The sequence below is a fragment of the Anatilimnocola aquadivae genome, from assembly GCF_049819085.1.
GTDB lineage: Bacteria > Planctomycetota > Planctomycetia > Pirellulales > Pirellulaceae > Anatilimnocola.
Window position 1 is genome coordinate 1,493,357 of sequence record NZ_CP187419.1, and the last position, 25,892, is coordinate 1,519,248.

A 25,892-nucleotide genomic window follows, 5' to 3' on the forward strand; every position below is an offset into this window, starting at 1 on the left:
CATATCACCCATCACCCCAGCCCTCTCCCCGCCAGCGAGGAGAGGGAGTAGTGAACCGGAACTCTCCCATGAAGTTGGCCAAGTACGTTTCTCCTTCAGGCAAGCCGGCCGTTGGTCGCGTCGAAGACAATCATCTCTTGCCATTGCACACCACCGATGGCCCCATTCACAACCTGGCTGAACTGCTCGACGCGGAAGATCCTTACGCGATGGCCGAGTTCATGACTCACAGCGAGCCTGTGCCGCTGTCGAAAGTGGAACTGCTTGCTCCCATCGACCAGCAAGAAGTGTGGGCCGCGGGAGTCACTTACAAGCGCAGTAAAGTTGCCCGCATGGAAGAATCCGAAACGGCCGCTTCGTGCTACGACCGCGTCTATGCCTCGCCGCGCCCCGAGATTTTCTACAAGGCTTCGCCCCATCGCTGCTCGGGGCCCAATAAGCCGCTGCGCATCCGCGTCGATAGCGACTGGAATGTTCCTGAGCCGGAACTAACCCTGGTGCTCAACAGCCGACTGGAACTCGTCGGCTATACCATCGGCAACGATATGAGCAGCCGTGATATTGAAGGGGACAACCCGCTCTATCTGCCGCAGGCGAAAGTTTACAACCAATGCTGCGGCCTCGGTCCGTGGATCACGCTGGCTCGTCACATGCCGCCACCGGCCGAAATTGGGATTGCTCTCGCCATTCATCGACACAATGCCAAGGTCTTCGAAGGTCACACCTCCGTCTCGCAAATGGCTCGCTCATTCGAGAATCTCATCGGCTGGCTCGGCCGCGATCAAACCTTCCCCAACGGCTGCTTTCTCCTCACCGGCACAGGCATCGTCCCCGATAACAGCTTTACTTTGCACGCTGGCGACGTGGTCGAAATCACCATCGACGGCATCGGCACGCTGAAGAATCCGATCGTGAGGGGGTAAGTGCATAGATGGGGCACACACAGCAATTCTGGTCGTTTCGTAACCGGGAAGTAGAGTTCTTTGCGCTAGAGCCCTTGATCACAGTGCTCGAACGCTACGGTTGCGAAGTTGGTGAAGACGCGATTTGCTGGCATGTTGCCACACCGATCAACGAATCGGGCAATGACGAAATTGGTTCAGAAGGCGGGATTGGCGTGGTAGATGGAAAGGCATGCGATTTTTCGATCGACCGTCCCTACTACGATGAGAAGTTCTTCGCCTTGGCTGCTGATCTCGTTTGCGAACTTGGTTTGGTGATGTTTAGCGAGGCAGGGACCGGAACCTATATCAATGATGCTTCCCTGCAGCCTCATATCCCTGAAGATATTTCCCTCCGGGCAACTGTGATCAAATCAAAGGCAGACCTGATCGCTGCCTTTGACGCCCACTGAAAGCACCCCATGTGCGGCATAGCCGGAGCCATTTGGACGAAGCCAGAGCGGGCAATCGAGTTGCCGGTGCTCGAGCGAATGACCAGTGCGCTGCGGCATCGAGGGCCCGACGATCAAGGGCTGTATCAAAGCGAGTATCGCATTCGGCCGCCCTACGACGCTCAGCCTGGCGTGGCGCTCGGACATCGCCGGCTCTCGATCATTGACCTGGCTGGCGGCCATCAGCCCTTGGCGAACGAAGACGAGACCGTGTGGGTCGTCTTCAACGGCGAAATCTACAACTACGTCGATCTTCGTCGCAGGCTCGAAGGTTCCGGGCACAAGTTCCGCACCGATAGCGATACCGAAACCATCGTCCATCTGTACGAAGACGAAGGGCCCGATTGCTTCTCGCACTTGGCTGGCATGTTCTCGATTGCCATCTGGGACAGCGTGAAGCGCCGGCTGGTACTCGGGCGAGATCGCCTAGGCAAGAAGCCGCTCGTCTATCGCCAGGAAGCCGGCCGGCTGACCTTCGCCAGCGAACTGAAAAGTCTATTGCAGGTTCCCGGCTCACCTCGCGATATCGATTTCTCTGCGGTCGATGAATATCTCACCTATCAGTACGTGCCGCATCCGAACACGATCTTTCGCGGCTATAAGAAGCTGCCACCAGGGCATTCGGCCGTCTGGCAAGACGATCAGCTGAAGGTGCAGCCTTATTGGCAGCCTGATTTCACCGTCGAGCAGCCGATCTCGGAGACCAATGCCGTCGCTCGCGTTCGCGAGTTGCTGACCTCGGCCGTGCAAACTCGCCTGCGCAGCGATGTGCCGCTCGGCGCTTTCCTTTCGGGCGGCATCGATTCTTCGCTGATCGTCGCCCTCATGCAGCAGCAGGCTGGCGAGCGAGTGAAGACCTTTACCATTGGTTTTCCCATCAAGGAGTACGACGAATCGGCTTATGCCGAGCGAGTGGCCAGGCACCTGGGAACCGATCATCAAACGCTGCACGTCGATCCCGATGCAGTGAAAATCCTTCCCAAGCTGGCCTATCACTACGATGAGCCTTTCGCCGATAGCAGTGCCGTTCCCACGTGGTACGTATCGCAGCTCACGCGCGAGCATGTGACGGTGGCACTTAGCGGTGATGGTGGCGATGAACTATTCGCCGGCTACCCTCGCTATCGCGCGGCCTCGTTAGGAGGCTGGTTCGATCGTGTGCCGATGATCCGCAGTCTGTTTGCTTCCGAACTTTGGCAATCGATCCCATCCTCGGGCCGGCAAAAATCTCGTGTGCGGCAGTTCAAGCGCTTTGCGAGCAGCTTGTCGCTCTCACCCGAGCGGCGCTATCTCGACTGGATCTCGATTTTCAACGAAGGCCGCCGAGCGGAACTTTATAACGAAGATTTTGTTGCACAGCTTTCGAATTCCGATCCCGCTGGTTTCCTGCTGGCCGCTTGGAAAAGAACCAAGGGGCGCGATCCCATTTCCGCTGCTTCGCTGACAGATCTCGTCACCTATCTGCCTTGCGATTTGATGACCAAGGTCGATATCGCCTCAATGGCTCATGGGCTCGAAGTTCGCGCGCCATTTCTCGACCACCGTCTGGTCGAATTCGCCGCTTCTTTGCCGGTGAAGTTCAAGTATCGACGTCGCCGGGGCAAGTGGCTGCTGCGACGTGCCTTTGGTGATCTGCTGCCGAACGAAGTTTGGCAGCGGCCCAAGATGGGCTTCGGCGTGCCGCTCGATCACTGGTTTCGCAACGAATTGCGGCCTCTCCTGCGTGAGACATTGCTCGAAGGTCCGTTCACGCAGCGATGGTTTCGCCGTGCAGCCATCGAAGGATTGCTCAAGGATCACGACGAACGCCGGTTCGATCATAGCGCGCGCCTATGGGCCCTACTGATGCTGGAGCTGTGGTTCAAAGAATGGGGTAGTGCTGCTACCGAGTCTGGTGCGACGGGTTCTGTCACCGCAGACTGCCACTTGGGGTAAGCGGCCCTACTGACTAGAATCGACAGCTAGAAATCGACAAGGAAGTAGCCGGGCTGCTGATACTCGCTAAGTCCATGGGCAGACACGGCGACTGGCATTGTGTTTGCACTTCCAGGCAATGCACGCTTGTCGTTCCACGAAGGGTCAAGGCAACATGAAGAATATATTGGCGGTCATCCTCGCGGGTGGCAAAGGAACTCGACTCGAACCGCTGACACGCGACCGCGCCAAGCCCGCCGTGCCGTTCGGTGGCTTGTACCGCATCATCGATTTCACGCTTTCGAACTGCATCAACAGCCATTTCCGCAAGATTCTGCTCCTCACGCAGTACAAGGCGATGAGTCTCGATCGCCACATCAACCTCGGCTGGCGGCATTACTTCAATCGCGAGATGGGCGAATTCATTGATGTCGTTCCGCCGCAGCAGCGCATCGACGAGCAGTGGTACCAGGGGACTGCGGACGCCGTCTATCAGAACATCTATGTGCTCGAAAAAGAACGCCCCGAGTACGTCGTGATTCTGGCCGGCGATCACATCTACAAGATGAACTACGAGTCGATGGTGCAGTATCACCAAGATATGAAAGCCGACCTGACTGTTGGCGTGCTGCGAGTTTCGCCGCAAGAAGGAACCCAGTTCGGCATCTTGCAAGTCGAAGCCGACAATCGCATCGTAGGCTTTCAAGAGAAGCCTGCGAATCCACGAACCATCCCGGGCGACGATGCACACTGCCTCGGCTCGATGGGCATTTATGTCTTCACCGCGAGGTTCCTCTTCGAACAACTGTGTCGCGATGCGACCAAGGCGGGCAGCCGACACGATTTCGGCCGCGATATCATTCCTGCCATTATCGAAACCCATCGTGTCTATGCATTTCCTTTCCGCGATGAGAATCGCAAGAGCGATGCTTACTGGCGAGACGTCGGTACGCTCGATGCTTACTACGAAGCCAACATGGATCTGATCTCGGTCGATCCGCTGCTCAACTTGTATGACGACACCTGGCCGATTCGCACCTTCCAGGCCAACATTCCGCCGCCGAAGTTCGTGTTCGGCAGTCGCGGCGAGCAAGATCGCTGCGGTCGTGCCATCGACAGCGTGGTTTGCCAAGGGACGATTATTTCTGGTGGTCTCGTCGAGCGCTCGATCGTTGGCCCGCTCTGCCGCATCAACAGCTACTCACATGTCGCCGACTCGATCCTGTTTGAAGGGGTCGATATCGGTCGCCACTCGCGCGTGAAGCGGTGCATCATCGATAAGGGAGTGAAGGTCCCCGCCGGAGTTGAAATCGGCTACGACCTGGACCTTGATCGTCGCCGTGGCTTCACCGTCAGCGAGAACGGCATCGTCGTCATCGCCAAAGACGACGGTCTGGAGCACATGCTGCAGCAAGGCCGGGGCTAATCGCCAGCCAGCAGATTTCCCCGGCGAGAACACCTTGCCGCGCACGACTTTCCAGGGTAAATATAGAAACAGCCCGGAGGGTAACCGAATGGCTAGGAGACTGATTCGAAATCAGTTGCCCCGCAAGGGGTTGAGGGTTCGAGCCCCTTGCCCTCCGCATTCATGAAAAGCCGTCAACGTAACCCGTTGACGGCTTTTTTCGTAGGCTGGCCGTTCTGGCATTGCTTCTTCGCCCTTTGATCGCTGCACTTCGCTTCCCGATATCGTCTAGCGAGATCTCTGCATCCGGGCCTGCTTTGTTAAAACTGCGTGGTCGGAGCAGTAACTACTGAACACTTGTCACCCGAGACGCTAGCTGTCGTGGCCCTCCGTTATCATTGGCGTGCGAACCACACGCCGAACTACCAGGGGCCACTATGTCTGATCTCCCCACCATTCATCGACATTGGATTCTGCTGCGAATCCTCACCGCCCGCAGGCATGGTGCCACGCTGCGTGAACTGGCCGAAGAGGGCGGAGTTTCGCAAAAGACCATTCAGCGCGATCTGGAGATGCTGAAGCAACTCGGCTTCGACCTGCGAGATACGGTTGCCGACCATGGCCGCAAACATTGGAAACTGGCCGACTCCGGCGGACTGCTGCAGCTGAAACTGACCACCGAAGAAGCTGCCGCGATCTATTTAGGCCGGCAGTTTCTCGAGCCTCTGGCCGGGACGCTGTTTTTTCAGGGGGCCCAAAGTGCCTTTCATAAAATCAAGGCCACACTGGGCGATGCTCCGCTACGGCATCTCGAAAAACTAGCGGCAGCCTTCTATTGCAAAACGCATGGGATGGCAGATTATAGCGACAAGGGCCAATTCATCGATGATCTGGAACGTGCCATTGAAGACCACAAGCTGACAGTAATTACGTATCATTCGCTGCGCTCGACGGAACCAGTGACGCATTATGATGTGCATCCGTATTCGCTCGTGTGGCACAAGCGGGCTTTATATCTATTAGCCTGGTCATGCGACCATAGTGCCATTCGCACGTTCAAAATCGATCGACTTTCTGCCGTCGATGTCCAGCCATTAGCCTTTCAACGCCCGGCAAACTTCGATGCCGCCACCTTTCTCGCTGGCTCGCTCGGCATCTTTCAGGGCGATGGTCCCTTACAAACGGTGCTCGTCCGCTTCAGTGCGCAAGTTGCCCGTAACGTCAGCGAAACTACACATCATTCCTCCCAACAACTCACACCCCAACCCGACGGCACGCTCCTCGCCCAGTTTGAGCTCGCCTCGTTAGAAGAGCTTCAATCCTGGCTCCTCTCCTTCGGCCCCCATGTAGAAGTTCTGGAGCCGGAATTTCTTCGCAAGAATATGGTCGCATCTCTGCGCGAAACATTGCTACATTACGAAACACAAAAAAGCCGATCAGCACCTGCCAAATGACTGTAATCCTCATGAAGTATCCCAAGCTATTTAAAGAGGCTACGGGCAATGATCCGTATCCTTACCAGCTTCAACTGGCGATTGGTGAGCAGTTGCCTGTCTTGTTATCCGTGCCAACGGGGGTGGGTAAAACTGCGGCGGTCATTCTCGGTTGGCTCTACCGCCGCTGTTTTGCCGCCCGAAAGATTTCCGAACAAACACCTCGGCGACTTGTTTACTGCTTGCCGATGCGATCGCTCGTCGAACAAACAAAGCAGTGCGCGGATGCTTGGCTGAGCAAACTCATCGACTGTGGACATTTGCAGCCTAACGACGTGAGCGCGCATCTTTTGATGGGCGGCGCTGATGACACCCATTGGGACGAATTCCCCGAGCGCAATTCGATTCTCATTGGCACACAAGACATGCTCCTTTCGCGAGCGTTGAACCGTGGATACGGCATGTCTCGATATCGCTGGCCAATGCATTTCGGCCTGCTGAACAACGATAGCTTGTGGGTGATGGACGAAACGCAGTTGATGGGCGTTGGGCTAACGACCACTGCCCAAATGCAAGGTTTTCGCGGCAAGCTTGGGACAGTTGGAACGTGCGATTCGCTATGGATGTCGGCGACCCTCGATACGGGACCGCTTGAGACCATCGACCACCCAAAACCAGAAGAAGGATTTCGATTATTGCGGCTTGGCGAAGAAGACCTCGCAGACGAGAAGGTGCAGCAGAGGATTGAATCGGTCAAACCGCTCGAAAAGATCAAGCCTTCTCTATCTCCCGACTCCGATGGTAAGAGCTACCGGGTGTAGCGAACCATTCCGCGATCACAAATCGCGGCCACATTGAAGCAGCCGTCTGCGCTTCCTTCCGCAAAGCCTCGCCCCTCCCATTCCGCGATCACAAATCGCGGCCACATTGAAGCCTCGCGCCGTACTCCCAGTCTTCCGGCAGCCGAGTGCCATTCCGCGATCACAAATCGCGGCCACATTGAAGCCGGGCTTTGGCCTGGTGCAGCGATCGCCGGCGACGACCCATTCCGCGATCACAAATCGCGGCCACATTGAAGCCTGCTGGGGCTGGGCAAGCTTTGCACATTGAATTGACTCACCCATTCCGCGATCACAAATCGCGGCCACATTGAAGCTAAGAAATCTCGTCTGCCTTTCGTCGCAGCATCGTGCCGCCATTCCGCGATCACAAATCGCGGCCACATTGAAGCACGCAAATCCGCTCGTCGATGTCGCCGCCTTCGATCCCATTCCGCGATCACAAATCGCGGCCACATTGAAGCATGGCTAGAACATCTTCTTTTGATTCGGGTTGAACGCCCATTCCGCGATCACAAATCGCGGCCACATTGAAGCGGCCGTTGGCGTAGCAGACAACGAAACTGCCGCCGCCCATTCCGCGATCACAAATCGCGGCCACATTGAAGCCGATCGGCGAACGGCAAGCGATCGAGCGCGGCGACAACCATTCCGCGATCACAAATCGCGGCCACATTGAAGCTTACGGGTGCTGCAGCTGAACGCACGCCAAACGCCACCCATTCCGCGATCACAAATCGCGGCCACATTGAAGCCCGAAGCGTTCGCCGCGCGTACCGAGCGTGACGTCTCCATTCCGCGATCACAAATCGCGGCCACATTGAAGCTGGTCTTGCGTCGGGCGTTATGTCCGCCGGAAGATCGGCCATTCCGCGATCACAAATCGCGGCCACATTGAAGCAGGAATTGCGACTATGGAACCGCTCGACGTCAAAGCCCATTCCGCGATCACAAATCGCGGCCACATTGAAGCAGCTTCTCCGGCTCCTGCCCTTCGAGGATCGCGTCGACCATTCCGCGATCACAAATCGCGGCCACATTGAAGCAGGCCGAACTTGGCAGAGATAGCCGCGCAGTTCTTCCCATTCCGCGATCACAAATCGCGGCCACATTGAAGCCCGACACTCGCTCGAAGATGTCCAGCCGGGCAAGCTCCGCGCCAAGTACGAGCGGAACGATTGGCCGGTGCTGAGCATCGACACGAAAAAGAAGGAATTTCTCGGCGATTTCTTTCATCCGGGCCGAGCGATCACCGATGGCCGCGTGGTCGTGCAAGATCACGACTTCGTGACTGCCGAGCAACGACTGGTGCCTTACGGTGTGTACGACACTCGCCGCAACGAAGCGTTCATGTACTTGGCCCGCGGCGCCGACACCAGCGAACTCGCTTGCGATGCGATCCGTCGGTGGTGGGACCGGATGGGTCGGGAACATTACTGGTACGCGCCGCGACTGTTGTTGCTGTGCGACTGTGGGGGCAGCAACGGTTGTCGCCAGCATCGCTTCAAGGAAACGCTATGCCACCTGGCCCATGACCTGCGCTGCGACATTCAAGTCGCGCACTATCCGCCGGGCTGCTCGAAATACAACCCGATCGAACATCGCCTGTTCTGCCACGTTTCGCGAGCGATTCAAGCCGTTGTGCTGAAGACCATCCAAGTGGCCCGTAACTTCATCAACCGCACCCGCACTGCCCACGGCTTACGCGTCGTCGCGAACATCGCAGGGCGAATGTATGAGAAAGGAATCAAGGCCAGCCAACACTTCCTCGATCACAATCCCATCCGCTACGACAGCTTCCTGCCCCAACTCAACTACACCGCGCCAGCCTTAAGCAAGCTATGATCCAAATGCCGAAGTTATTTCGCGTTGGGTTCTAAGAGCCTATCTCAAAACCCCAGTTTGCTTGAGGGTGATGTAGGCGAACTGTAGATGGACGAAGCCCAGATAATTGTCGGCCTTCTTTTCCCAGCGCACCAGCAGGCGGCGTGCGCGGTTTGTCCAGGAGTGCGCGACTTCGACAACCCACCGTCGGGCCCGTTGACCTTTTTTGCAGCGGCGTTGTTCTTCGCCGCGGCAGCGAATGTGTGGGACATAGCCGAAGCGCTTCACGCAACGCTCGGCAGGTTTACCGTGATAGCCTTTGTCCAAGCAGAGATGTTGCTGGCAGCTGCCGCGCGGAGGGCGTTGGATCGGAATCGAACGCAGTGTCTCGGCGAGAAGTTTTTGATCGTGAACATTGGCTCCGGCGATGGCAACGCCAATCGGCACGCCGCGGCCGTCGGTCTGCACCGAGCGTTTCACGCCCAGCTTGCCGCGATCCGTCAGGTTTTTACCAGTTTTTTTCCCCACCTAACGGCGCCTTGGTTTGGGCTCCGTCCAAGGCTTGCCAGCGCCAGGCGATGCCGCGCAGCGCATCATATCGTCGCAAGTAACCCGTTGACGGCTTTTTTCGTAGGTTGGCCGTTCTGGCCCGAATTGGCATTGTCTCACTTGCCTACTCGAGGGCGTGAGTATTGTTTCTAGTTGCTAAATAAAACATTGACAATGTATCGCGCAGTTCCTAACGTGTTGAGGTGGCAAGGTCGGCTGGAGGCAAAGGAGTAGACACCGGGTCCGGCGAGTGGAATGGGGACTAAGGGGGGGCTACTCAGGGGGTACCAAGTGGTTATCAAAACGGTTGAATTTGGTTATCGGGTTTTCCTGGCAATAACGAGAATCTTGGCTGCAAGTGACTTGTACTACAGAGCTTGCGAGAATTGGTTATCAGCGAAAATCTCGTCAAAAGGTTATCAAAAATGGTTATCGCACCTCTGGCCGCCGTGGACTTGTTGTTGAGACTAGCCGTTGGCTGCTTTAGACTGCCAGGCGAACTCTCTTCTCCCAAATCTCGTCGGTGGAGGCTGCCATGCGAAATCGTCTTTGGCTGATTGCGGCAGGCTATGTGACGCTCCTCTCTTTGGCTGCGGTACCGGCAATTGCCCAGCAGCCTGCCGAGACTCCCGCGCAGCGAACGGAGCGGGAATTAGATGTGCGGACGTCCCTGGAGTTTGTAGATACCCCACTGCAGGACGTGCTGGACTATGTGCAAGAGGCACACGGCGTGAAGATTAATCTTGCCACGGAAACCATGAACGGTGAAAGCCGCGTCGATCCCGAGGTGCCAGTGACTTTGAATGTCAGGGCGATCAGCCTGCGGAGTGGATTGCATCTGTTACTCGATCAACATGGCCTCGAAGTTACCGTGAAGCCGGACGGTACGCTGCTGCTCGTTCCCAGCACGAAAGAGCTCAAAGCTAAACGCGTCGAATCAGAAGTTCAAAAAGCGGTGCATGCGAAGTTACAATTGAAGCTGGTGAAGGAGAACGGGCGGCTGAAGTTTGTCCAAACACCGCTAAAAGATGTTCTCACTTACCTTGCGGAAGATTTCAGTCTTACGATCGCCCTCGATCAGCGAGCCTTGGAAAAAGCTGGCATTTCCCGAGACGAAAGAGTTACCTGCACCACTCCGGATAATCAACCTCTCAGCCGCCTGCTGCAATTCGTGCTGCTCCCGTTTGATCTGCACGCCATCATTCAGGATGAATCGCTGTTGGTCGTACCGCGAGACATAGACGCCGAAGCGAAACCTTCCGTTGCCGTCGCCACAGCGCTTGCCACCAAATTCGACATCGATCTGGCTCAACCGCTACCTGACATCGCTAAGCATTTGTCAGAAAAGACGGGTGTCCCATTTGTTCTCCATTGTCCGGCGCTCACCAAAGCTGCCATCGACATGGAACGAGCGCTGGTCATCAAAGAGAAGGGAGTTACGCCTGCCGAGGCAATCGCCCGCACCAAGCCCGCCTTGCCACTGAAGTTGATCGAGCGTGACGGCATGGTGCTGATTAGCGTGGAAGCGAAGAAGTAGAGAGGCTCCGATGCTCACGCGGTTCATTGCTGCGGGAGTGATTGTGAGCGATAATTGCGGCTCTGTTGGTTGATAGACTCCCTCTCCGGATTTGTCGCAATGCGCAAGTTTGCCTCGTTCGCTCCTTTAAGTTTACTGGTGCTATTTGCGTCCCTCTCGGGCACGTTTTTGACCGCTGAAGACTTCATTCCCCGTCGGCAGGACAAGTTGCCTGGACCGGCGCTCTCGCCGGCTGAGGCGATTAAGAAGATGACGGTGCCGCCGGGCTTCAGCGTTGAGTTGGTGGCGAGTGAGCCCGACATTGTGAACCCGGTGGGGATGGCCATCGATGAACGGGGGCGATATTGGATCACCGAGAGCTTTGAGTATCCGCGCCGCGAGCCGGGGCCTGGTCGTGATCGCGTCAAAATCGCGGAGGACACCGATGGCGATGGCAAGTGCGACAAGTTCACGGTGTTTGCCGAAGGGCTGAACATTCCCAGTGGCGTGGCGGTGGGGCATGGAGGCGTGTGGGTTGCGAACGCGCCGGACATTCTGTTCCTGCAAGATACCGACGGTGACGGTAAAGCCGATAAGCAAGAAGTGGTCGTCACTGGTTTTGGTCGCGACGATACGCACGAACTGCCGAACTCGCTGACCTGGGGCCCCGATGGTTACCTGTATGGTCTGAACGGCGTGTTCAACTATTGCCATGTGAAGTATCCCAAGTCATCGCCGAATTACTCAGCCGATCACGCGGGCTGGAAGTTCACCTGCGCGCTGTTTCGCATTCATCCGATTACCAAGCAGTTCGAAGTGTTTTGCGAAGGGACGAGCAACCCCTGGGGCGTGGCCTTTGATGGCGAAGGTTCGGCGTTCATCAGTGCCTGCGTGATCGATCACCTGTGGCATCTGACTCGCACGGGCTACTACCATCGCCAGGGCGGGCCTTATCCGCCGCACACGTGGAAGCTGGAGAGCATCGTCAAGCACAAGCACCAGGCAGCGGCCTATTGCGGCATTCATTACTTCGACAGCGATGCCTATCCTGAGCAGTACCGCAATAAGCTGTATATGGGAAACATTCACGGCGGCTGCATCAACGTCGACAAACTGCAGCGGGCCGGCAGCAGTTACTTTGCGACCGGCGAAGATGACTTTCTCACCGCCAACGACGTCTGGTTCATGCCTGTAGTGCAAAAGACCGGCCCCGATGGCTGCTTGTATGTGCTCGATTGGTACGACCGGTATCACTGCTATCAGGACGCGAATCGCGACCCCAAGGGAATCGACCGCGCCAACGGCCGGCTCTATCGAGTGCGTTACAAAGACACGCCGCGAGCTGCAGTAGTTGACTTTGCGAAGCTAAGCGACGATGAACTGATCAAGCAGTTGCACAAAGAAAATGACTACGCGCGGAGCACAGCGCAGCGAGTGCTGACGGAGCGATTGGCAACATGGGAAGCACCCGTTCGACCAAGTGGCAAGCAGCAGACGCTTTATAAGGCAGACGGCAAGACCCTGACCTTGCAAGGCCCAACGACATTCCCCGTTTCAGAAGTTGCGGCTGAAGTTTCGCCCATCGAATTGAAGTTGCAACAACTGGCTTTGGATGAAAGTGCTCCTCGCAAAGCGCGCATGCACGCGTTATGGGTGACGTTGTCGCTGCAGACTCCCGACGAAGTCTATTTGCTGAAACTGCTCAACTACAAAGACGCGAGCTATCGTGCCTGGGCAGTTCGTACCGTCGGTAACTTCGGCGGCAGTGAAGGTGCTTGGAAGAAAGTACGGCAGTTGGCGACTGATGCTTCCGCCGACGTCCAGCTGCAAGTTGCGATCACCGCAGCGACCAAGAACGACGAGCACACCATTCCCACGCTGCTGCACGTGCTGGAAAACTGCGGCGACGACATGTTGATTCCACACATCGTCTGGCAGAACTTGCATCCGCTGTTGGAGAAGGACAGTGCCAAGCTTGTCAGCTTGCTCGCGCAGCCGAATCTGGCTCGTTCAAAGAACGTGATGGCAGTCATGCCGCGCGTGATCGATCGCGTGCTCGCGAGCAAGGACGAATCGGGCGGCACGATCGGCTCGTTGCTCGAAGTCACGCTTAAAGGCAACGACGATGCTGCCATTGGGTTGTGCTTGAAATCACTTTCGCAGCGAATCCAGTCACGCGAATTGACGGGCGCGCGACTGGACAAAATCAAAGCAGTCGTTGCGGAGGTGGGAAGTATCGAAGTAAAGGACGCTGCGAAGAAAGATCTGCTACTAGACCTGAATATCCTTCGTGCCAGTTGGGGCGACGGCGCCGCTCAGCAAGGCTTGATGAAGGTCATTGCCAATTCGAATGAGTCAGAAGCGAGCCGCGAGGCAGCTCTAAATGCTCTCGCCGCGGTGAAGCATCCGGAATTGATCGCGGTGGGTAGCAGGATCTTGGTGCATTCGCCTTCCGCCAAAATGCATGCGTCCGCGCTCACGGCTCTTTCCAAGCTCGACGCGGGTGAGGTCGGTCCGATGGTGATTGGCGTTTACGGCGATCTGTCCGACGATGTAAAGCCAAAAGCCATCGAACTCCTTACGCAGCGGGCAGCTTGGGGCAAAGCTTTGCTGGCCGCTGTCGCCGAGAAGAAAATCGCAGCCACTGCCATCAATGTGAATCAGGCTCAAAAACTAATGTCGCTGGGCGATAAGGATTTGAGCGCCTTGGTGACGAAGCACTGGGGTACGGTGCGCACAGGTCGCGATCCCGCGCGCGTGAAGATCATCGAAGAGATGCGAGCCCATTTGAATAAGACGCCCGGCGATCCGGCCCGTGGGCAGCTGGTGTTCAACAAGGTCTGCGGTCAGTGCCACAAGTTGCACGGCAACGGCCAGGAAGTGGGGCCCGATATTACGGTGAATGGTCGTTCGAACTTCGAACAGCTGCTTTCGAACGTGTTCGACCCCAGCCTGGTGATTGGGGCGTCGTATCAAGCTCGCACCGTCCTTACTGCCGATGGTCGCGTGATTACTGGCTTGCTGGCCGAAGACAACGAGCAACGCGTGGTACTAAAAGTGCAGGGTGGCAAGCTCGAAACGATTGCCCGGGGCGATATCGAGGAAATGAAGATCAGCGAATTATCGCTGATGCCGGAACAGCTTGAGAAGCAACTGAAGCCGGAAGAGCTGGCCGATTTGTTCTCGCTGCTCAACCTCGATAAGCCTCACACCGACCCGGCCGCGAAGTTGATTCCCGGCGCACCTGCCAAAAAGTAGATGGCAAAGAAAATAGAGCATGCTCAGCACTCTCGAGTTAATCATCCGATTGTCGGTCGCCGCAGTTTTCGGAGCGGTCCTCGGTTGGGAGCGAGAGGCACAAAACAAGCCTGCGGGACTGCGGACGCATATCCTCGTTTCACTGGGCTCCGCTGCGTTCATGCTGGCGGGGCTGGAGTTGAACAACGAACTGGTCGCGAAGGGGCAGTCCAACTCGGCCGACATTTTGAAGGTGGTGGGCGGCATCGTCGGAGGCATCGGCTTTCTTGGTGCTGGGTCAATCATTCAAAACCGTCGCGGCGTCAGCGGACTCACGACGGCTGCCACTATTTGGGTGGCGGCCGCCGTCGGCATTACCAGCGGCCTGGGCTACTATCGCCTGGCTGCTATCAGCGTGGTTCTGGCTCTGTCGGCCTTGCTCGCACTGGGGACGCTCCAGCATGGAAAAAAGTACCTGAAGGCAGACGACCAGCCGGAAGTCGAAGACGACGCCCACAAGGACGATCACTAACAGTTTTTGACTGCTGCGCAATCGTGGTGATTGATTTGCGTCCGCGCGCTCCGCCGCCACCTAACGATTTCTTGATTCTTTCGCCAATTCGGCAGCATTTGTGGCGATTTTGGTCGTTGGCATAGCCGTTGCATTCCTTCCTAGCGGCGAGAAGAAATCACCTGAGTGCGAGTGGCAACCACAGGTCGCCACTCGCGATTTTCCAGCGGATTGAACAACGACTACGAAGGAGAGAAAGTCATGCCTAACGCACAAACACTGCAGGGTAACTGGAACGAAGTCAAAGGCAAGCTGCGCTCGAAGTGGGGTCAGCTGACCAACGACGACATCGGCATGTTTAACGGCAACGTCGATCAACTAGTTGGCACCATCCAACGTAAGACCGGCGAAGCTCGCCAATCGATCGAGCAATTCCTCGATTCGCTCTCGACCGGCAATGCCGCCTCGATGGTCAGCCAAGCCGCTGAGACCGCCAAGGAATACACTACCTCGGCGACCAATCGCATCTCGGAATATGCCAACCAAGCTGGTGAGTATGCCAGCGATTTCGCTGGCCACGCTGGCGAACGAATGCAGCAAGGCACCGACCAAGTGGGCCGTATGGCCAAGCAAGGTTACAAGCAAGCCGAAAGCGTTGTGAGGCACAACCCAGCCGAATCCGTAGCAGTTTGCTTCGGTGCCGGTATCCTGGTTGGTCTCATGTTGGGGATGATGGTCAACAACCGGTAGAACCAGTCCGGATTGATCATTATCCAATCTTTTGCAGACGCTTCGGCTCGCAAGTGCCACGCTCGGTCCTCGTCGTAGATAGAACCGATTACTCGATTCCAGAAATTGAGCAACCGACTCCGTCTCCCGAGAACTTGAGCGTGGTTTTTTATGCGCTGATTTGGAACTTCATCGATGAGCACCAAAACGATTGCCTCACCAACAACTTCATCCTCAACGACGGTGCAAAAACAGCTGCCGGACTATGCCGCCAACTTGATCGCCTTTCATGCGGAGTTCGCCACGGAGCTGCAGGCGATGTTGCGCAAGTTGCCGCTCACGCCGGGTATGGATGTGCTGGAGGTCGCGACCGGTGATGGGCAGTTTGCCATCTGGCTGGGCGAGATTGTTGGTGACGATGGGAAAGTCACGGCCATCGACATTTCAAAAGCCTGGCTGAACGAAGCTGCCCAGCAAGTTCAGCAGCAGCAATCGCAGCCAGTGGAATTGCAACAAGCGGACGCCACCAAGTTGCCCTATGAAGACGAGTCGTTCGATTTTGTCTGGTGCGCTCAGAGCCTCTACAGCTTGCCGCAACTCGATGACTGCATCGCGGAGATGAAGCGGGTGCTGCGTCCCGGCGGCACGTTGGCGATTCTCGAAAACGATTCGATGCACCACCTGCTGCTCCCTTGGCCTGTCGACCTGGAACTGCAGATTCACACGGCGGAACTTCGTTCGTTTCGCGAGCGATCATCGCAGCCGATCAAGTTCTATGCCGGCCGTTGGCTCTCGCGTTTACTGCGCAAGCAAGGTCTGCAGCGAACGCAAGAGCGGAGCTTTGCCACCACGCGACAACAGCCATTGAGTGAGGACGCAGTGACGTACTTCAGCACCTACGCGCAGAACCTACGAGAACGAATCGAGCCTTGGCTCTCCAAACGGGCGTTGCATCGGTTCGATCAGCTGACCGATTCGGCCGGCAGCCGCTGCCTGTGGAAACAGCCCGACTTCGTTGCTGTTTGCATCGACCGCGTCGTGTGGGCTCAGCGTAAACGCCAAGCCAAGTGATTATGGGGCGATGACGGTGCTGCCGGTACCAGTGCCGAACTGGTAGGTGAAGGTGGTGGGGACGATGGCGTACACACCCTTGGTGAAGACCATCTCGGCGATTTCGTCGAAGCGTTGCAGGGACGATTTGGGCACGACGACGATGTCGGAATCGCGGAGCCAAATTTCGTCGGCGGGTTGCGGTCGTTCGCCGTAAAGTGCACCGCGAATATCGAGCTTGGTGGCCAGCAGACGCCAGTCGTCCGCCCGGCGAAAGACGATGACGGTCCGCAGGTTGGCACCGACGTTCCAGCCTCCCGCGAGCGCGATGGCTTGCATGGCGGTGGTCGGTCCTTCCATCGCATACCTGCCCGAGGCTTTGACTTCGCCCACGACAAAGACCGAACGAGGTGCGCGTTCGAACAGGTTCGGAGTGACTTCGAGCCCTTCGACGATAGTGTCATAGCGGGCGTTCACTTCGCGTTTGATTTCTTCCAGCGTCAGGCCTTGCGCGGGCACCTGGTCGATGCCAGGGAGCGAGACGGTCCCTTCGGGATTCACACGCACGTTGCGCCCTTGACCACCGGAGAAGAAGCGGTTGTCGACGGCCGCTTTGAGGTCTTCCAGTCGTGTGTTGGTCTTGACCGGTGTGACGGTGATATCGGGAATCTTGTAGTACTTTTTGTACCGCTCTTCGAGCAGACGTTGCACGTCCATGATCGTGAGCTTGGCGGCCTTCAGCTGACCCACCAGCGGCAGGATAATAGTGCCGTCGGTCTGAATGGTCACTTCGCGATTGAGCGTGGTATCGATCAGCGATTCGATCTTCAGCACGTCGCCCGTTTGCAAGCGATAAGGCTGGCCCGTTTCGGACCTTGTAACGCGATAGATGAACTCCACCTGGTCATCGACGCGCAGCCGATACTGCTGCACGTGCGCCGTGCGGGCGGGTCCGATGTATTCGCCCTGCTGCAAGGCTTGCCAGGGAATCGGGCCCCACTCTTTCCAACGCTGTTCGCCGCAGCCGGTGCCGTTGGCGCAGTCGACGCCATTGATCTGGCGCTCGCAGGCATTGCCCTGCATTCCAGAACCACAGGCGCCGGTGTTGCACGTATTGCAAGCAGCGGCGTACGACGATGTTTGCGCCTGCGCGTTGCTTATGAACGCAAGGGCGGCAACGATCAAACCGACGATGTAAAGGGTGCAGCGCATGGGTGTTTATCTCCGGGTGCCGGTGCGAGGCTGAGTGGCGACGGGACCAGCAGGCGAATTCGGTGCGGTGGGAGATTCCCAGCTATCGGTCTGGCGGCCACTGGCGGCAAAGGCTTTGGGCTCGACCCACGTAACGGGAGGTTTGGTGCCCGTGGGCGCGGCAGGTGCTGGTTTGCCCGTTATGGCGACGAACTCTTGCTCGGCGAGTGTCGCCAGTTGATCTTCGCCCAGCCGGCGATGCACGATCACCAGGTTCTGCCAACCTTCCGCATGGGCCTTCGTGTTCACGCTTTGCTGCAGCAGTCGCTTGGCATCTTGCAGCTGACCATAGCGGGCCAGCAGCACGCCCAGTTCATTCGCGGCCAGATAATGCTGCGGGGCAACCGTAAGTGACGCACGGAAGCAGACCATGGCCTGCGGGGCTTGCATCCGATCGGCCTGGGCCGACTGGCGAGCCAGCGCGGAGTGAATCTTGCCGAGCCAAAACAGCGAATCGGCAGCCGCGGGCAAGTCGCCGGCGGCGGCGGTCAGCCGTTCACCCGCAAAGCCGTAGTAGCGCTGCATGGCAATCACGGGCGAGAGTTCGGCGGAATTCAAGTTGTGTAGCAGGGGCGTGCGATGACCGGCGATGATCTGGTCGATTTGAATCGGCCTGCTCGACGTTGAACCCTGCTGGGCGAAGTCTTCGGCCTCGGCCAAGGCAGTGAGGCCTTGATCGAGCGACACGCTATAGGAGCTGGTTCCTTCGGCCGCATCGAGCGATTGAGCAGCAAGGCGCAGCGACTGCAGCAGGTCTTCGCGAGCGGCGAAGAGCGCGCCGCGATTCGCCAGGCTGATGGCCTGCTGATTCATGCCCGCGATTCGCTCCTGCACCGCGCGAAAGCCACTGCGATCGCGCGTGGGGCCAATGGGCTGCATCATCGGCTGGGCCGCGACCGGCAGCTGAGCCTGACGAAATACCGGCTGCGATGGTTCGGGCTGTTGCGGGGCCACCGAAGGCTGCGCGAAGTTGTGCGTTTGCACGGGAGCTGCCGGGGCTGCATATTCTGGCGGCATCTGCGTGGAATACGGTCCGCCTTGACGCGGCGGCGGACTCACCGGAGCAGCGGGCTGCTTCACCACAAGGCGATTGCGAACCTCGTCGCTGATGGGCTCGGCCACGGTGCGATCAAGGGGGGAAGGTTCGGTCGGCGGGGCGATGCGCTGAGCAGCAATGTCGCTCGCGGAGCCTTGCTGATGTCGCTCGGAATAACGAAAGGCAGCGTCGGGTGAGTTGTCGATCCAGTCGCCAGCGACAGGACGGACATTGCTCGGGACGGTGAGAAGCTGGGGTTCGCGAATCGGGGGCAGGGCAGCGGCAACGGGTTTGACCGCGGCCAAATTAGCCGCGGGCTTCATCTCGGCAGAGCCACAGCCAACGAGCGACAGCCCGGCAGGCGTGCAGCATGCAAGCAGGAACGCAGTGCGGCTGAGGCGAGACATGGGCACATCCGTGCAAGTAAGCATCCATCGCGGCTGCGGCCTGAACCATGCTTCGATCCACGAAGCGGGCGCGCAACCTTCACGCAAACAGAATCGTCCGCGGACCGGCGGGTTTTGCAGTCAATCCGCCCGTTGCTGGCACTCGACGGCAGCAGCCGGTGGCAGTTTCAGCACAGTCCCACCAATGGGAACTGGGCGCAGTCGAGAGAACCGAAATGAACAGTACGAGCGGCACAGTTTGACAAAGCTTCACACCATAACGCGAAACGGATCACCGACCAAACTGTGCAGCGGTCTGGCATCGAAGCCGCGCGCGCGGAGGTCGTCGACGAACGTGAGCGGACCATGCGTGCAGTAGATGATGCGAGGCTGAACGCGGTCGATGCAGGCCAGCAACTCGTTGTAGTCGGCATGATCGGAAAGGGGAATCGCAAAGTCGGCACCGCTCGCTTGTCTGCTACGCGGTGCGTGAGCCCAACCGGTGACGACAATCGTCGAGACGCGGCCGAGATTTCTCAGCTTCGGTACTTTTTGCATGAACGGAGGAATGATCACCACATGGCCGGGCAAGGGTTGATCTTCGTAACGCGAGAAGTTCCCCAGCGAGCAGCCACACGACTCATAGATGGTGCTGATGTCGTGAATCAGCGGGTGCTGCTGCACGGGAACGCCGTGCTGCGTGAGGATGCGAGTGACCTCCTGCGATTTGCCCATGACGTAGGCGTGAATCACTGGTGTGCGACCGGCATTCAGCACCAGATTCACGGTGCGAATCAGCTGTTCGATCACCTCGTCGCGCGGCGGCAATTGATAACGAGAGTCGCCATAGGTCGACTCCATCACCAGCACATCGGCCCGCGGCGGATCGGCCGCCGCGGCAGTTGCCGACGGATCCAATTTGAAGTCGCCCGTATAGAGCATGCTGCCCCGCTCGGTCGCGACGTGCAGCATGGCCGAGCCCAGGCAATGCCCCGCGTGATGCGTCGTCAGCCGATGATCGCGCCACTCCAACACTTCGCCAACGGGCATCAAACGCGTGCGATGATCCCCCAGGCGAGCCCGATAGAGAGCCGCCGTTTCTGGCGTGCAGAAGGCCAGTTCGTGCCGAGCCATATGGTCGTTGTGCGCATGCGACACGAAGCCGCGAGGCTGCCGGCGGCAGATATCGACAGCCAGATCGAGGGCGGTAATCTTCAATCCGTTGGTGTAGTGGAACATCACCTTCGAATATACCGGCTGGCGCGATTTTGCGGGCCGGTGATTGCTGGAGAAGATCTGCGGGAAAGGAAGCTGCCGCGTTCCGCGAGGGGCGATGTATCTTTGAGGATTCGCCCGTTCCCCTGAGCCGGAAGCGTCAGCGCCCGGAGAGTATTCATGTCATTTCCGCTGCTGATGCTGCTGGCCGTCGTACAAGGCGTGGCCGAGTTCCTGCCGATTAGTTCGAGCGGGCACTTGGTCGTGCTTGGGCATTTGCTCGGTGGCAGTGAGGGCGAACTTCCCGACCTGAACGATGTGAACATCGTGCTGCATTTGGGTACGCTCTGTTCAATCATCGTTTTCTATCATCGCCAGATCTGGCAACTGCTCACCTCCGACCGCTGGGTCATTTGGCTGATGTTTATCGGCACGTTGCCGGCCGTGGTCGTCGGCTTGCCGCTCAAATTGATGTTCGACGACGTGCTCAATAGTCCGCTGGTCGCCGGCTGCTTGTTTCCGGTCACGGGCATTGCCTTGCTCTGGTCGAGTCGCCTAAAGCCCGCCGAAGGGGACTATCGAGCCATGTCTTGGCGCGACGCGCTCTTTATTGGCTGTTGCCAGGCCGTCGCGATTCTCCCGGGACTCTCGCGCAGCGGAACCACCATCGCCGCGGGCCTGACTCGCAAGCTCGATCGCTCCTCCGCAGCGACGTTTTCGTTTCTGCTGGCCATTCCGGCGATCCTGGGCGCCGGCGTGCTCGAAGGGCTGAGCATGTGGAAGGACGGCGAACTCCCCCAGACGCCCATCGGTTATCTGCTCATCGGCGCTGCGGTTTCGTTCGTCGTCGGCCTGTTCTCGGTCTGGCTGCTGAACCGCTGGTTACAACGCGGCCGCATTCACCTCTTCGCCTGGTACTGCATGGTGCTGGGCGTGGTCGTGGTGGCGTGGCAGATTGCCATCAAGTTCTAAAGTTTCGAGTTCCGAGTTTTGAGACCGGACCTCTTGCGGTTAAGCTACTGCCTACTCTTGTCTCAGAACTTCAAAACTTAGAACTCAGAACTTCATTCATGCGCGCTCTCATCACTGGTGCGACGGGTTTTGTAGGTCGGCGGCTGCTGGAGAAATTGGATCAGCCTGCGGTGGTCTTATCGCGGAATGCGGCGAAGGCTCGCAAGTCGCTGGCCAAGTACGAAGTGACGGCATTTAATTGGGATGCCGAGAATCAGCCGGCGCCGGCGGAAGCTTTTGACGGCGTGGACGTCGTGTTTCACCTCGCGGGAGAACCGGTGGCGGAAGGTCGCTGGACGAAGGCGAAAAAAGAACGGCTGCGAGAAAGCCGCGTCGCCGGCACTCGCAACCTCGTGCAAACGCTCGTGCAGTTGCCCAGCAAACCACGCGTGCTGATTAGTGCTTCGGCGGTGGGCTACTACGGCGATCGCGGTAACGAACTGCTGACGGAAGAGTCATCGCCGGCTGAGGATTTTCTCGGCGAAGTCTGCGTCAGTTGGGAGCGAGAATCTCACGCTGCCAAGCTCGCGGGCATTCGCGTCGTGAATCCACGCATCGGCATTGTGCTCGGCGAAAAAGGAGGCGCGATCGGCAAAATGCTGATTCCGTTCCAGTTCGGTCTCGGCAGCCCGCTCGGTACCGGCAAGCAATACATGCCGTGGATCCACATCGACGACCTCGTTCACCAAATGATCTGGGCCGCCCAGCATGAGTCGGTCAGCGGAGCCATTAACGGCACCGCGCCGAACCCCGTCACGAACCTGGAGTTCACCAAGACGCTGGGAAAAGTACTAAGCCGCCCGACGTTCATGCCCGCGCCGCCCACGTTTGTGTTGAAGGCAGCCCTCGGCGAATTTGCAAACGTGCTGCTCGGTTCTCAAAACGCCGTGCCGAAGAAATCGCTCGACGCCGGCTTTCATTTTCACTACACCGAACTTGAACCGGCGCTGCGGCAGATCTTAGCGAAGTGAGCATTTGGCCAAAGTGTTCAGATACCTCATTGACTCAATCGCCGATAAAGCTCTTGATTCTTCGCGAGTACATACCGCGCCGCCTGATCAAAATCCGTAGCTTGGCGGGAGACAAGATCGTTGATCGCTGCCCGCGCCAAATCACTCGGGTCTACCTTCAGCTCACTTGCCAATGCCTCGAGTCGCTGCGATTGCTCATCATTCAGTTGCAGTAAAATTGACATGAGATTCTCGCCAGTGCATTTCCAGTGTTCTACTCGTCCGAAATATTCTTCCCCCGCCGATAGATCCGCTCGAAGAGCCAGCCCCACAGCAAGTACTGCAGGCCGATTACGGCGAAGATCACGATCCCCAGCACAACGACGGGGCCAAAGAAGCCAAGCGTGATGATCGTCAGTCCGACCAATAAGAAAACGAGCGCGACGCCGGCCAGCAACAGGGGCCAGCGCGAAGTTCGAGGTTTGTCGCCGAAGTCGGGCGATGGCGGCAGGGGTGGAACGGGCTTGGGCGACATGATGCGTGCTCGGACAGAACGAAACAGGGCTCGGCTGTCATTATAGCGACGAACCGAGCCGACGAACCGAGACCTGGAGTCGTTTGCTGGCGTGGCTACATCGTCTTGCCGAGCGCCGTGGCTACGGTGCGGCAGCGAGACATCGTCTCTTCGAACTGCTTGAAGTTCAGCGACTGATAACCATCGCTGAGCGCCTTTTCTGGATCGGGATGGACTTCCAGAATCAGGCCGTCGGCACCGGCGGCGATCGAGGCGGCCGCCATGTCGGGCACGAGGTAGGTGTGGCCGGTACCGTGGCTCGGGTCGACCACGACTGGCAAGTGAGTCTTGTGATGCAGGTAGGGCACCGACGCCAGTGGCAGGGTGAACCGAGTATGGGCTTCGAAGGTCCGAATGCCCCGCTCGCAGAGCATCACGTTCGGGTTGCCCTCGTTGAGGATGTACTCGGCGGCAAGCAGAAATTCTTCCATCGTGGCCGAAGGTCCGCGCTTGAGCAGCACAGGCTTGTTGGCTTTGCCCACGGCTTCCAGCAGGCGATAGTTCTGCATGTTGCGGGCGCCGATTTGCAGAATGTCGGCATACGAGGCCACCATTGGCACTTCTTCGGTCGACATGATTTCGGTGACAATCGCCAGGCCGGTTTGTTCGCGCGCCAAGGCCAGCAACTTCAGACCTTCCTCTTTCATCCCTTGGAACGCATACGGGCTGGTGCGCGGCTTGAAGGCACCGCCGCGCAGCGATGTAGCACCAGCGGCTTTCACCGCATGCGCACAGGCGAGGATCTGTTCTTTGCTCTCGACCGAGCAGGGGCCAGCCATCACGCCGATTGAACCGGCACCCACCTTCAGGTTCAAAGCACACACCTGGGTTGGTTCTTTTTTCACTTCGCGGCTGGCGACCTTGTACGGCGCGAGAATCGGCATGACCGACTCGACACCTGGTCCGCTGGCGAGAGCTTCCTTCATTTCGGTCCGTTTTTCACCGATCGCGGCGATGACAGTTCGCTCGGTGCCGGTGATCGGATGGGCCTTCAAACCGAAGGACTCCACGCGCTCGATCATGTGCTTGATTTGTTCGGGCGTGGCCCCTTGTTCCATAACGATAATCATCGAAAACAGCTCCGGCAGAGAGGGAATGTGGTAGTTGGGAAGTTGAGCGCCCAGCAGTTGAGAACTCAGTTTTTGGTCGGCTTTCAAGTCTTGTACGGATTCCAAGGTGTCACGAATTTCGTTACGGCGATGGTCTCGCGGACAAGCGACAAGGGCGGTCATGGCGAAAAACTCCGGTCCTGGAAGAGGCACTCCCCTCAAGGTTCCAACCGGAAAATATCGCCGCAGCCAACAAAAAAGCCCCGAGCGACCGGTTGGTCCCTCGGGGCTTCTGAGATGGTTTTGCTACTGAACGAGCGTTTACGCAATCTCCGCGGCCCCGGGGATGAACCCGGTAAAATAAAACCGCCAATAACCGCGCGCGAACTTGTTCATAAGCGGCATTATCGTCTCCTCCGCACTCTTTTCAAGAGTAACCGCCGAATTTTCTTGGCAGATTCCTGTTTCCGCTTCACCCGCAGCCGACTTCTGGCGATGAAGTGACGTCCGCAAGGTCGCCTGCAGAAGTTATGATAGAAGGCTGAGGCGGAGGGACCCAGGCTCGGCGACCACCCGGTTCCGGCACGAGCAGTTTGGCAGGGAGAGGTTAGTCGGCAATGACGCAGTACGATGTCGATGTGCTGGTAATTGGCACAGGCCCCGGAGGTGAAGGGGCCGCAATGCAAGCAGTGAAGCAAGGCCTGCGGGCTGCTGTCGTCGAACGCTTTCATCGCGTGGGCGGCGGCTGCACACACTGGGGAACCATCCCCAGCAAGGCCCTGCGGTTCGCCATTTATCAACTGCTCGAAGTCAACAGCAATCGCCTGCTGCGCGATGCGGGCTACAACCTTGAGCTCACGTTTCCGCAGTTGCGCCGCTCGGCCGAAAATGTCATTCAGCTGCAAGAAGACATGCGCCGCGGCTTTTACGACAAGAACGACGCCCGCCTGATCTATGGCGAGGCTAGGTTCGTCGATCCGCATACGGTGGAAGTGAACGACGCGCGCGGCCTTGTCGAGCGAATCACCGCGGGGCACATTGTCATTGCCTGCGGCGCCCGTCCCTATCGTCCACCGGATATCGACTTCACCCATCCGCGGATCTTCGACAGCGACACGATCCTCAACCTGCAGGCGACGCCCAAGACCATTTCGGTCTACGGCGCCGGCGTGATCGGCTGCGAGTACGCGTCGATGTTTCGCAACCTCGGCTGCAAGATCAACCTCGTCAACACGCGGCAGCAACTGCTGGAGTTTCTCGACGACGAAATCTGCGACGCGCTCAGTTATCACCTGCGCGAAACGGGCGTGCTGATTCGTCACGGCGAAGTCTACGAGAAGGTCGAAGGCCTCAGCGATGGAGTCGTGCTCCATTTGAAGAGCGGCAAAAAGCTGAAGACCGACATATTGCTGTGGGCGAACGGCCGTACCGGCAACACCGACAAGTTGAACCTCGACTCCGTCGGCCTGAAGCCCGATACGCGCGGCCAACTGAGCGTCGACGAGTCGTATCGCACCTCGACGCCCAACATCTATGCCGTCGGCGATGTCATTGGCTACCCCGCGCTCGCCAGCGCCGCTTACATGCAAGGCCGCGCTGCGGTGCTGCATCTCAACGGCGACGACTGCGCGAGCCTGTTGGCCAAGGATATTCCCACGGGCATCTATACCAGCCCCGAAATCAGTTCGATCGGCAAGAGCGAACGGGAACTCACGACCGAAGGCGTGCCTTACGAAGTGGGACATGCCCAGTTCAAAAGCCTCGCGCGCGCCCAGATCACCGGCCGCCGAGTTGGCATGCTCAAGCTGCTGTTTCACCGCGAAACGCTGCAAGTTCTCGGTGTGCACTGCTTCGGTGTAAATGCCGCCGAGATCATCCACATCGGCCAGGCGATCATGATGCAGCCTCCGCCGCACAACACGCTGATGTACTTCATCAACACCACGTTCAACTATCCCACGATGGCCGAAGCCTACCGCGTCGCCGCGCTCAATGGATACAACCGGCTGTTCTGAGGCAG

General features: G+C 58.0%; 21 protein-coding genes, 1 tRNA gene, 1 pseudogene and 1 CRISPR repeat array. Of the genes and pseudogenes, 16 read left to right on the top strand and 7 right to left on the bottom strand.

Translation table 11 applies throughout. From position 1 onward, the window contains the following. Positions 1 to 68 precede the first annotated feature (68 nt). The 8 genes and pseudogenes from NA78x_RS05920 to NA78x_RS05955 form a co-directional block, all read left to right on the top strand. Positions 69 to 923, top strand: coding sequence for a fumarylacetoacetate hydrolase family protein (locus NA78x_RS05920; protein ID WP_425617507.1), 855 nt, complete (start codon positions 69 to 71; stop codon positions 921 to 923). 8 nt (positions 924 to 931) lie between these two features. After that, entirely contained in the window at positions 932 to 1,354 is a 423-nt protein-coding gene (locus NA78x_RS05925) for a hypothetical protein (protein WP_425617508.1), read from the top strand. Positions 1,355 to 1,363: 9 nt separating this feature from the next. Further along, positions 1,364 to 3,328, top strand: coding sequence for an asparagine synthase (glutamine-hydrolyzing) (gene asnB / locus NA78x_RS05930; RefSeq protein ID WP_425617509.1), 1,965 nt, complete (start codon positions 1,364 to 1,366; stop codon positions 3,326 to 3,328). A gap of 154 nt (positions 3,329 to 3,482) precedes the next feature. After that, entirely contained in the window at positions 3,483 to 4,733 is a 1,251-nt protein-coding gene (gene glgC, locus NA78x_RS05935) for a glucose-1-phosphate adenylyltransferase (protein ID WP_425617510.1), read from the top strand. Positions 4,734 to 4,808: 75 nt separating this feature from the next. Beyond that, a tRNA-Ser gene (locus NA78x_RS05940) sits at positions 4,809 to 4,890 on the top strand. A gap of 259 nt (positions 4,891 to 5,149) precedes the next feature. Then, complete coding sequence (locus NA78x_RS05945) at positions 5,150 to 6,166, top strand: helix-turn-helix transcriptional regulator (RefSeq protein ID WP_425617511.1); 1,017 nt, start codon at positions 5,150 to 5,152, stop codon at positions 6,164 to 6,166. Then, positions 6,163 to 6,966, top strand: coding sequence for a DEAD/DEAH box helicase (locus NA78x_RS05950; RefSeq protein WP_425617512.1), 804 nt, complete (start codon positions 6,163 to 6,165; stop codon positions 6,964 to 6,966). The genes NA78x_RS05945 and NA78x_RS05950 overlap by 4 nt, the downstream gene beginning before the upstream one ends. Positions 6,967 to 6,970: 4 nt before the next feature. Then, positions 6,971 to 8,102: direct repeats of the CRISPR family, unit length 36 nt; unit sequence CCATTCCGCGATCACAAATCGCGGCCACATTGAAGC. A gap of 49 nt (positions 8,103 to 8,151) precedes the next feature. Next, positions 8,152 to 8,829: pseudogene (locus NA78x_RS05955) on the top strand (ISAzo13 family transposase); the annotation flags it as partial. Positions 8,830 to 8,868: 39 nt separating this feature from the next. On the opposite strand, the gene NA78x_RS05960 reads toward NA78x_RS05955, so the two are convergent. Further along, positions 8,869 to 9,336 carry an IS5 family transposase gene (locus NA78x_RS05960; RefSeq protein WP_425617513.1) on the bottom strand — a complete coding sequence of 156 codons (468 nt, stop codon included), beginning with the start codon at positions 9,334 to 9,336 and terminating at the stop codon, positions 8,869 to 8,871. Between the two features lie 556 nt (positions 9,337 to 9,892). On the opposite strand from NA78x_RS05960, the gene NA78x_RS05965 reads away from it, so the two are divergent. The 5 genes from NA78x_RS05965 (at position 9,893) to NA78x_RS05985 (ending at position 16,421) form a co-directional block, all read left to right on the top strand. After that, entirely contained in the window at positions 9,893 to 10,894 is a 1,002-nt protein-coding gene (locus NA78x_RS05965) for a hypothetical protein (RefSeq protein WP_425617514.1), read from the top strand. 99 nt (positions 10,895 to 10,993) lie between these two features. After that, a complete protein-coding gene (locus NA78x_RS05970; protein WP_425617515.1) occupies positions 10,994 to 14,131 on the top strand; it encodes a PVC-type heme-binding CxxCH protein in 3,138 nt (1,045 codons plus the stop codon). A 19-nt stretch (positions 14,132 to 14,150) separates the two neighbouring features. Continuing rightward, the gene (locus NA78x_RS05975; RefSeq protein WP_425617516.1) at positions 14,151 to 14,642 is read left to right on the top strand and encodes an MgtC/SapB family protein; all 492 of its coding nucleotides are present in this window, start codon (positions 14,151 to 14,153) and stop codon (positions 14,640 to 14,642) included. A 240-nt stretch (positions 14,643 to 14,882) separates the two neighbouring features. Beyond that, on the top strand, positions 14,883 to 15,371 hold the full coding sequence (locus tag NA78x_RS05980) for a CsbD family protein (RefSeq protein WP_425617517.1): 489 nt from the start codon (positions 14,883 to 14,885) through the stop codon (positions 15,369 to 15,371). Positions 15,372 to 15,545: 174 nt separating this feature from the next. After that, positions 15,546 to 16,421: a class I SAM-dependent methyltransferase gene (locus NA78x_RS05985; RefSeq protein WP_425617518.1), complete on the top strand. Its 876-nt coding sequence runs from the start codon at positions 15,546 to 15,548 to the stop codon at positions 16,419 to 16,421. On the opposite strand, the gene NA78x_RS05990 is transcribed toward NA78x_RS05985, so the two are convergent. The 3 genes from NA78x_RS05990 to NA78x_RS06000 all read right to left on the bottom strand — a co-directional run bounded on the left by NA78x_RS05990 (position 16,422) and on the right by NA78x_RS06000 (position 20,312). Further along, entirely contained in the window at positions 16,422 to 17,612 is a 1,191-nt protein-coding gene (locus NA78x_RS05990) for a polysaccharide biosynthesis/export family protein (protein ID WP_425617519.1), read from the bottom strand. It lies immediately after the preceding gene. Positions 17,613 to 17,618: 6 nt separating this feature from the next. After that, entirely contained in the window at positions 17,619 to 19,094 is a 1,476-nt protein-coding gene (locus tag NA78x_RS05995; protein ID WP_425617520.1) for a hypothetical protein, read from the bottom strand. Positions 19,095 to 19,343: 249 nt separating this feature from the next. Then, on the bottom strand, positions 19,344 to 20,312 hold the full coding sequence (locus NA78x_RS06000) for an MBL fold metallo-hydrolase RNA specificity domain-containing protein (protein WP_425617521.1): 969 nt from the start codon (positions 20,310 to 20,312) through the stop codon (positions 19,344 to 19,346). 156 nt (positions 20,313 to 20,468) lie between these two features. Here NA78x_RS06000 and NA78x_RS06005 point away from each other — a divergent pair, with 156 nt between their 5' ends. Together NA78x_RS06005 and NA78x_RS06010 are read left to right on the top strand one after the other, a co-directional pair. Further along, positions 20,469 to 21,260 carry an undecaprenyl-diphosphate phosphatase gene (locus NA78x_RS06005; RefSeq protein ID WP_425617522.1) on the top strand — a complete coding sequence of 264 codons (792 nt, stop codon included), beginning with the start codon at positions 20,469 to 20,471 and terminating at the stop codon, positions 21,258 to 21,260. A 98-nt stretch (positions 21,261 to 21,358) separates the two neighbouring features. Beyond that, the gene (locus NA78x_RS06010; protein ID WP_425617523.1) at positions 21,359 to 22,270 is read left to right on the top strand and encodes a TIGR01777 family oxidoreductase; all 912 of its coding nucleotides are present in this window, start codon (positions 21,359 to 21,361) and stop codon (positions 22,268 to 22,270) included. Between the two features lie 26 nt (positions 22,271 to 22,296). On the opposite strand, the gene NA78x_RS06015 is transcribed toward NA78x_RS06010, so the two are convergent. From NA78x_RS06015 to aroF, 3 genes are all read right to left on the bottom strand, one after another. After that, complete coding sequence (locus NA78x_RS06015; protein WP_425617524.1) at positions 22,297 to 22,494, bottom strand: hypothetical protein; 198 nt, start codon at positions 22,492 to 22,494, stop codon at positions 22,297 to 22,299. A gap of 29 nt (positions 22,495 to 22,523) precedes the next feature. Further along, positions 22,524 to 22,784 (bottom strand): hypothetical protein, encoded by a 261-nt coding sequence (locus NA78x_RS06020; protein WP_425617525.1) that lies wholly within the window; start codon positions 22,782 to 22,784, stop codon positions 22,524 to 22,526. A gap of 95 nt (positions 22,785 to 22,879) precedes the next feature. Beyond that, the gene (aroF, locus tag NA78x_RS06025) at positions 22,880 to 24,055 is read right to left on the bottom strand and encodes a 3-deoxy-7-phosphoheptulonate synthase (protein WP_425617526.1); all 1,176 of its coding nucleotides are present in this window, start codon (positions 24,053 to 24,055) and stop codon (positions 22,880 to 22,882) included. A gap of 434 nt (positions 24,056 to 24,489) precedes the next feature. Here aroF and sthA point away from each other — a divergent pair, with 434 nt between their 5' ends. Then, positions 24,490 to 25,887 carry a Si-specific NAD(P)(+) transhydrogenase gene (sthA, locus tag NA78x_RS06030; RefSeq protein ID WP_425617527.1) on the top strand — a complete coding sequence of 466 codons (1,398 nt, stop codon included), beginning with the start codon at positions 24,490 to 24,492 and terminating at the stop codon, positions 25,885 to 25,887. Positions 25,888 to 25,892: the final 5 nt, after the last annotated feature.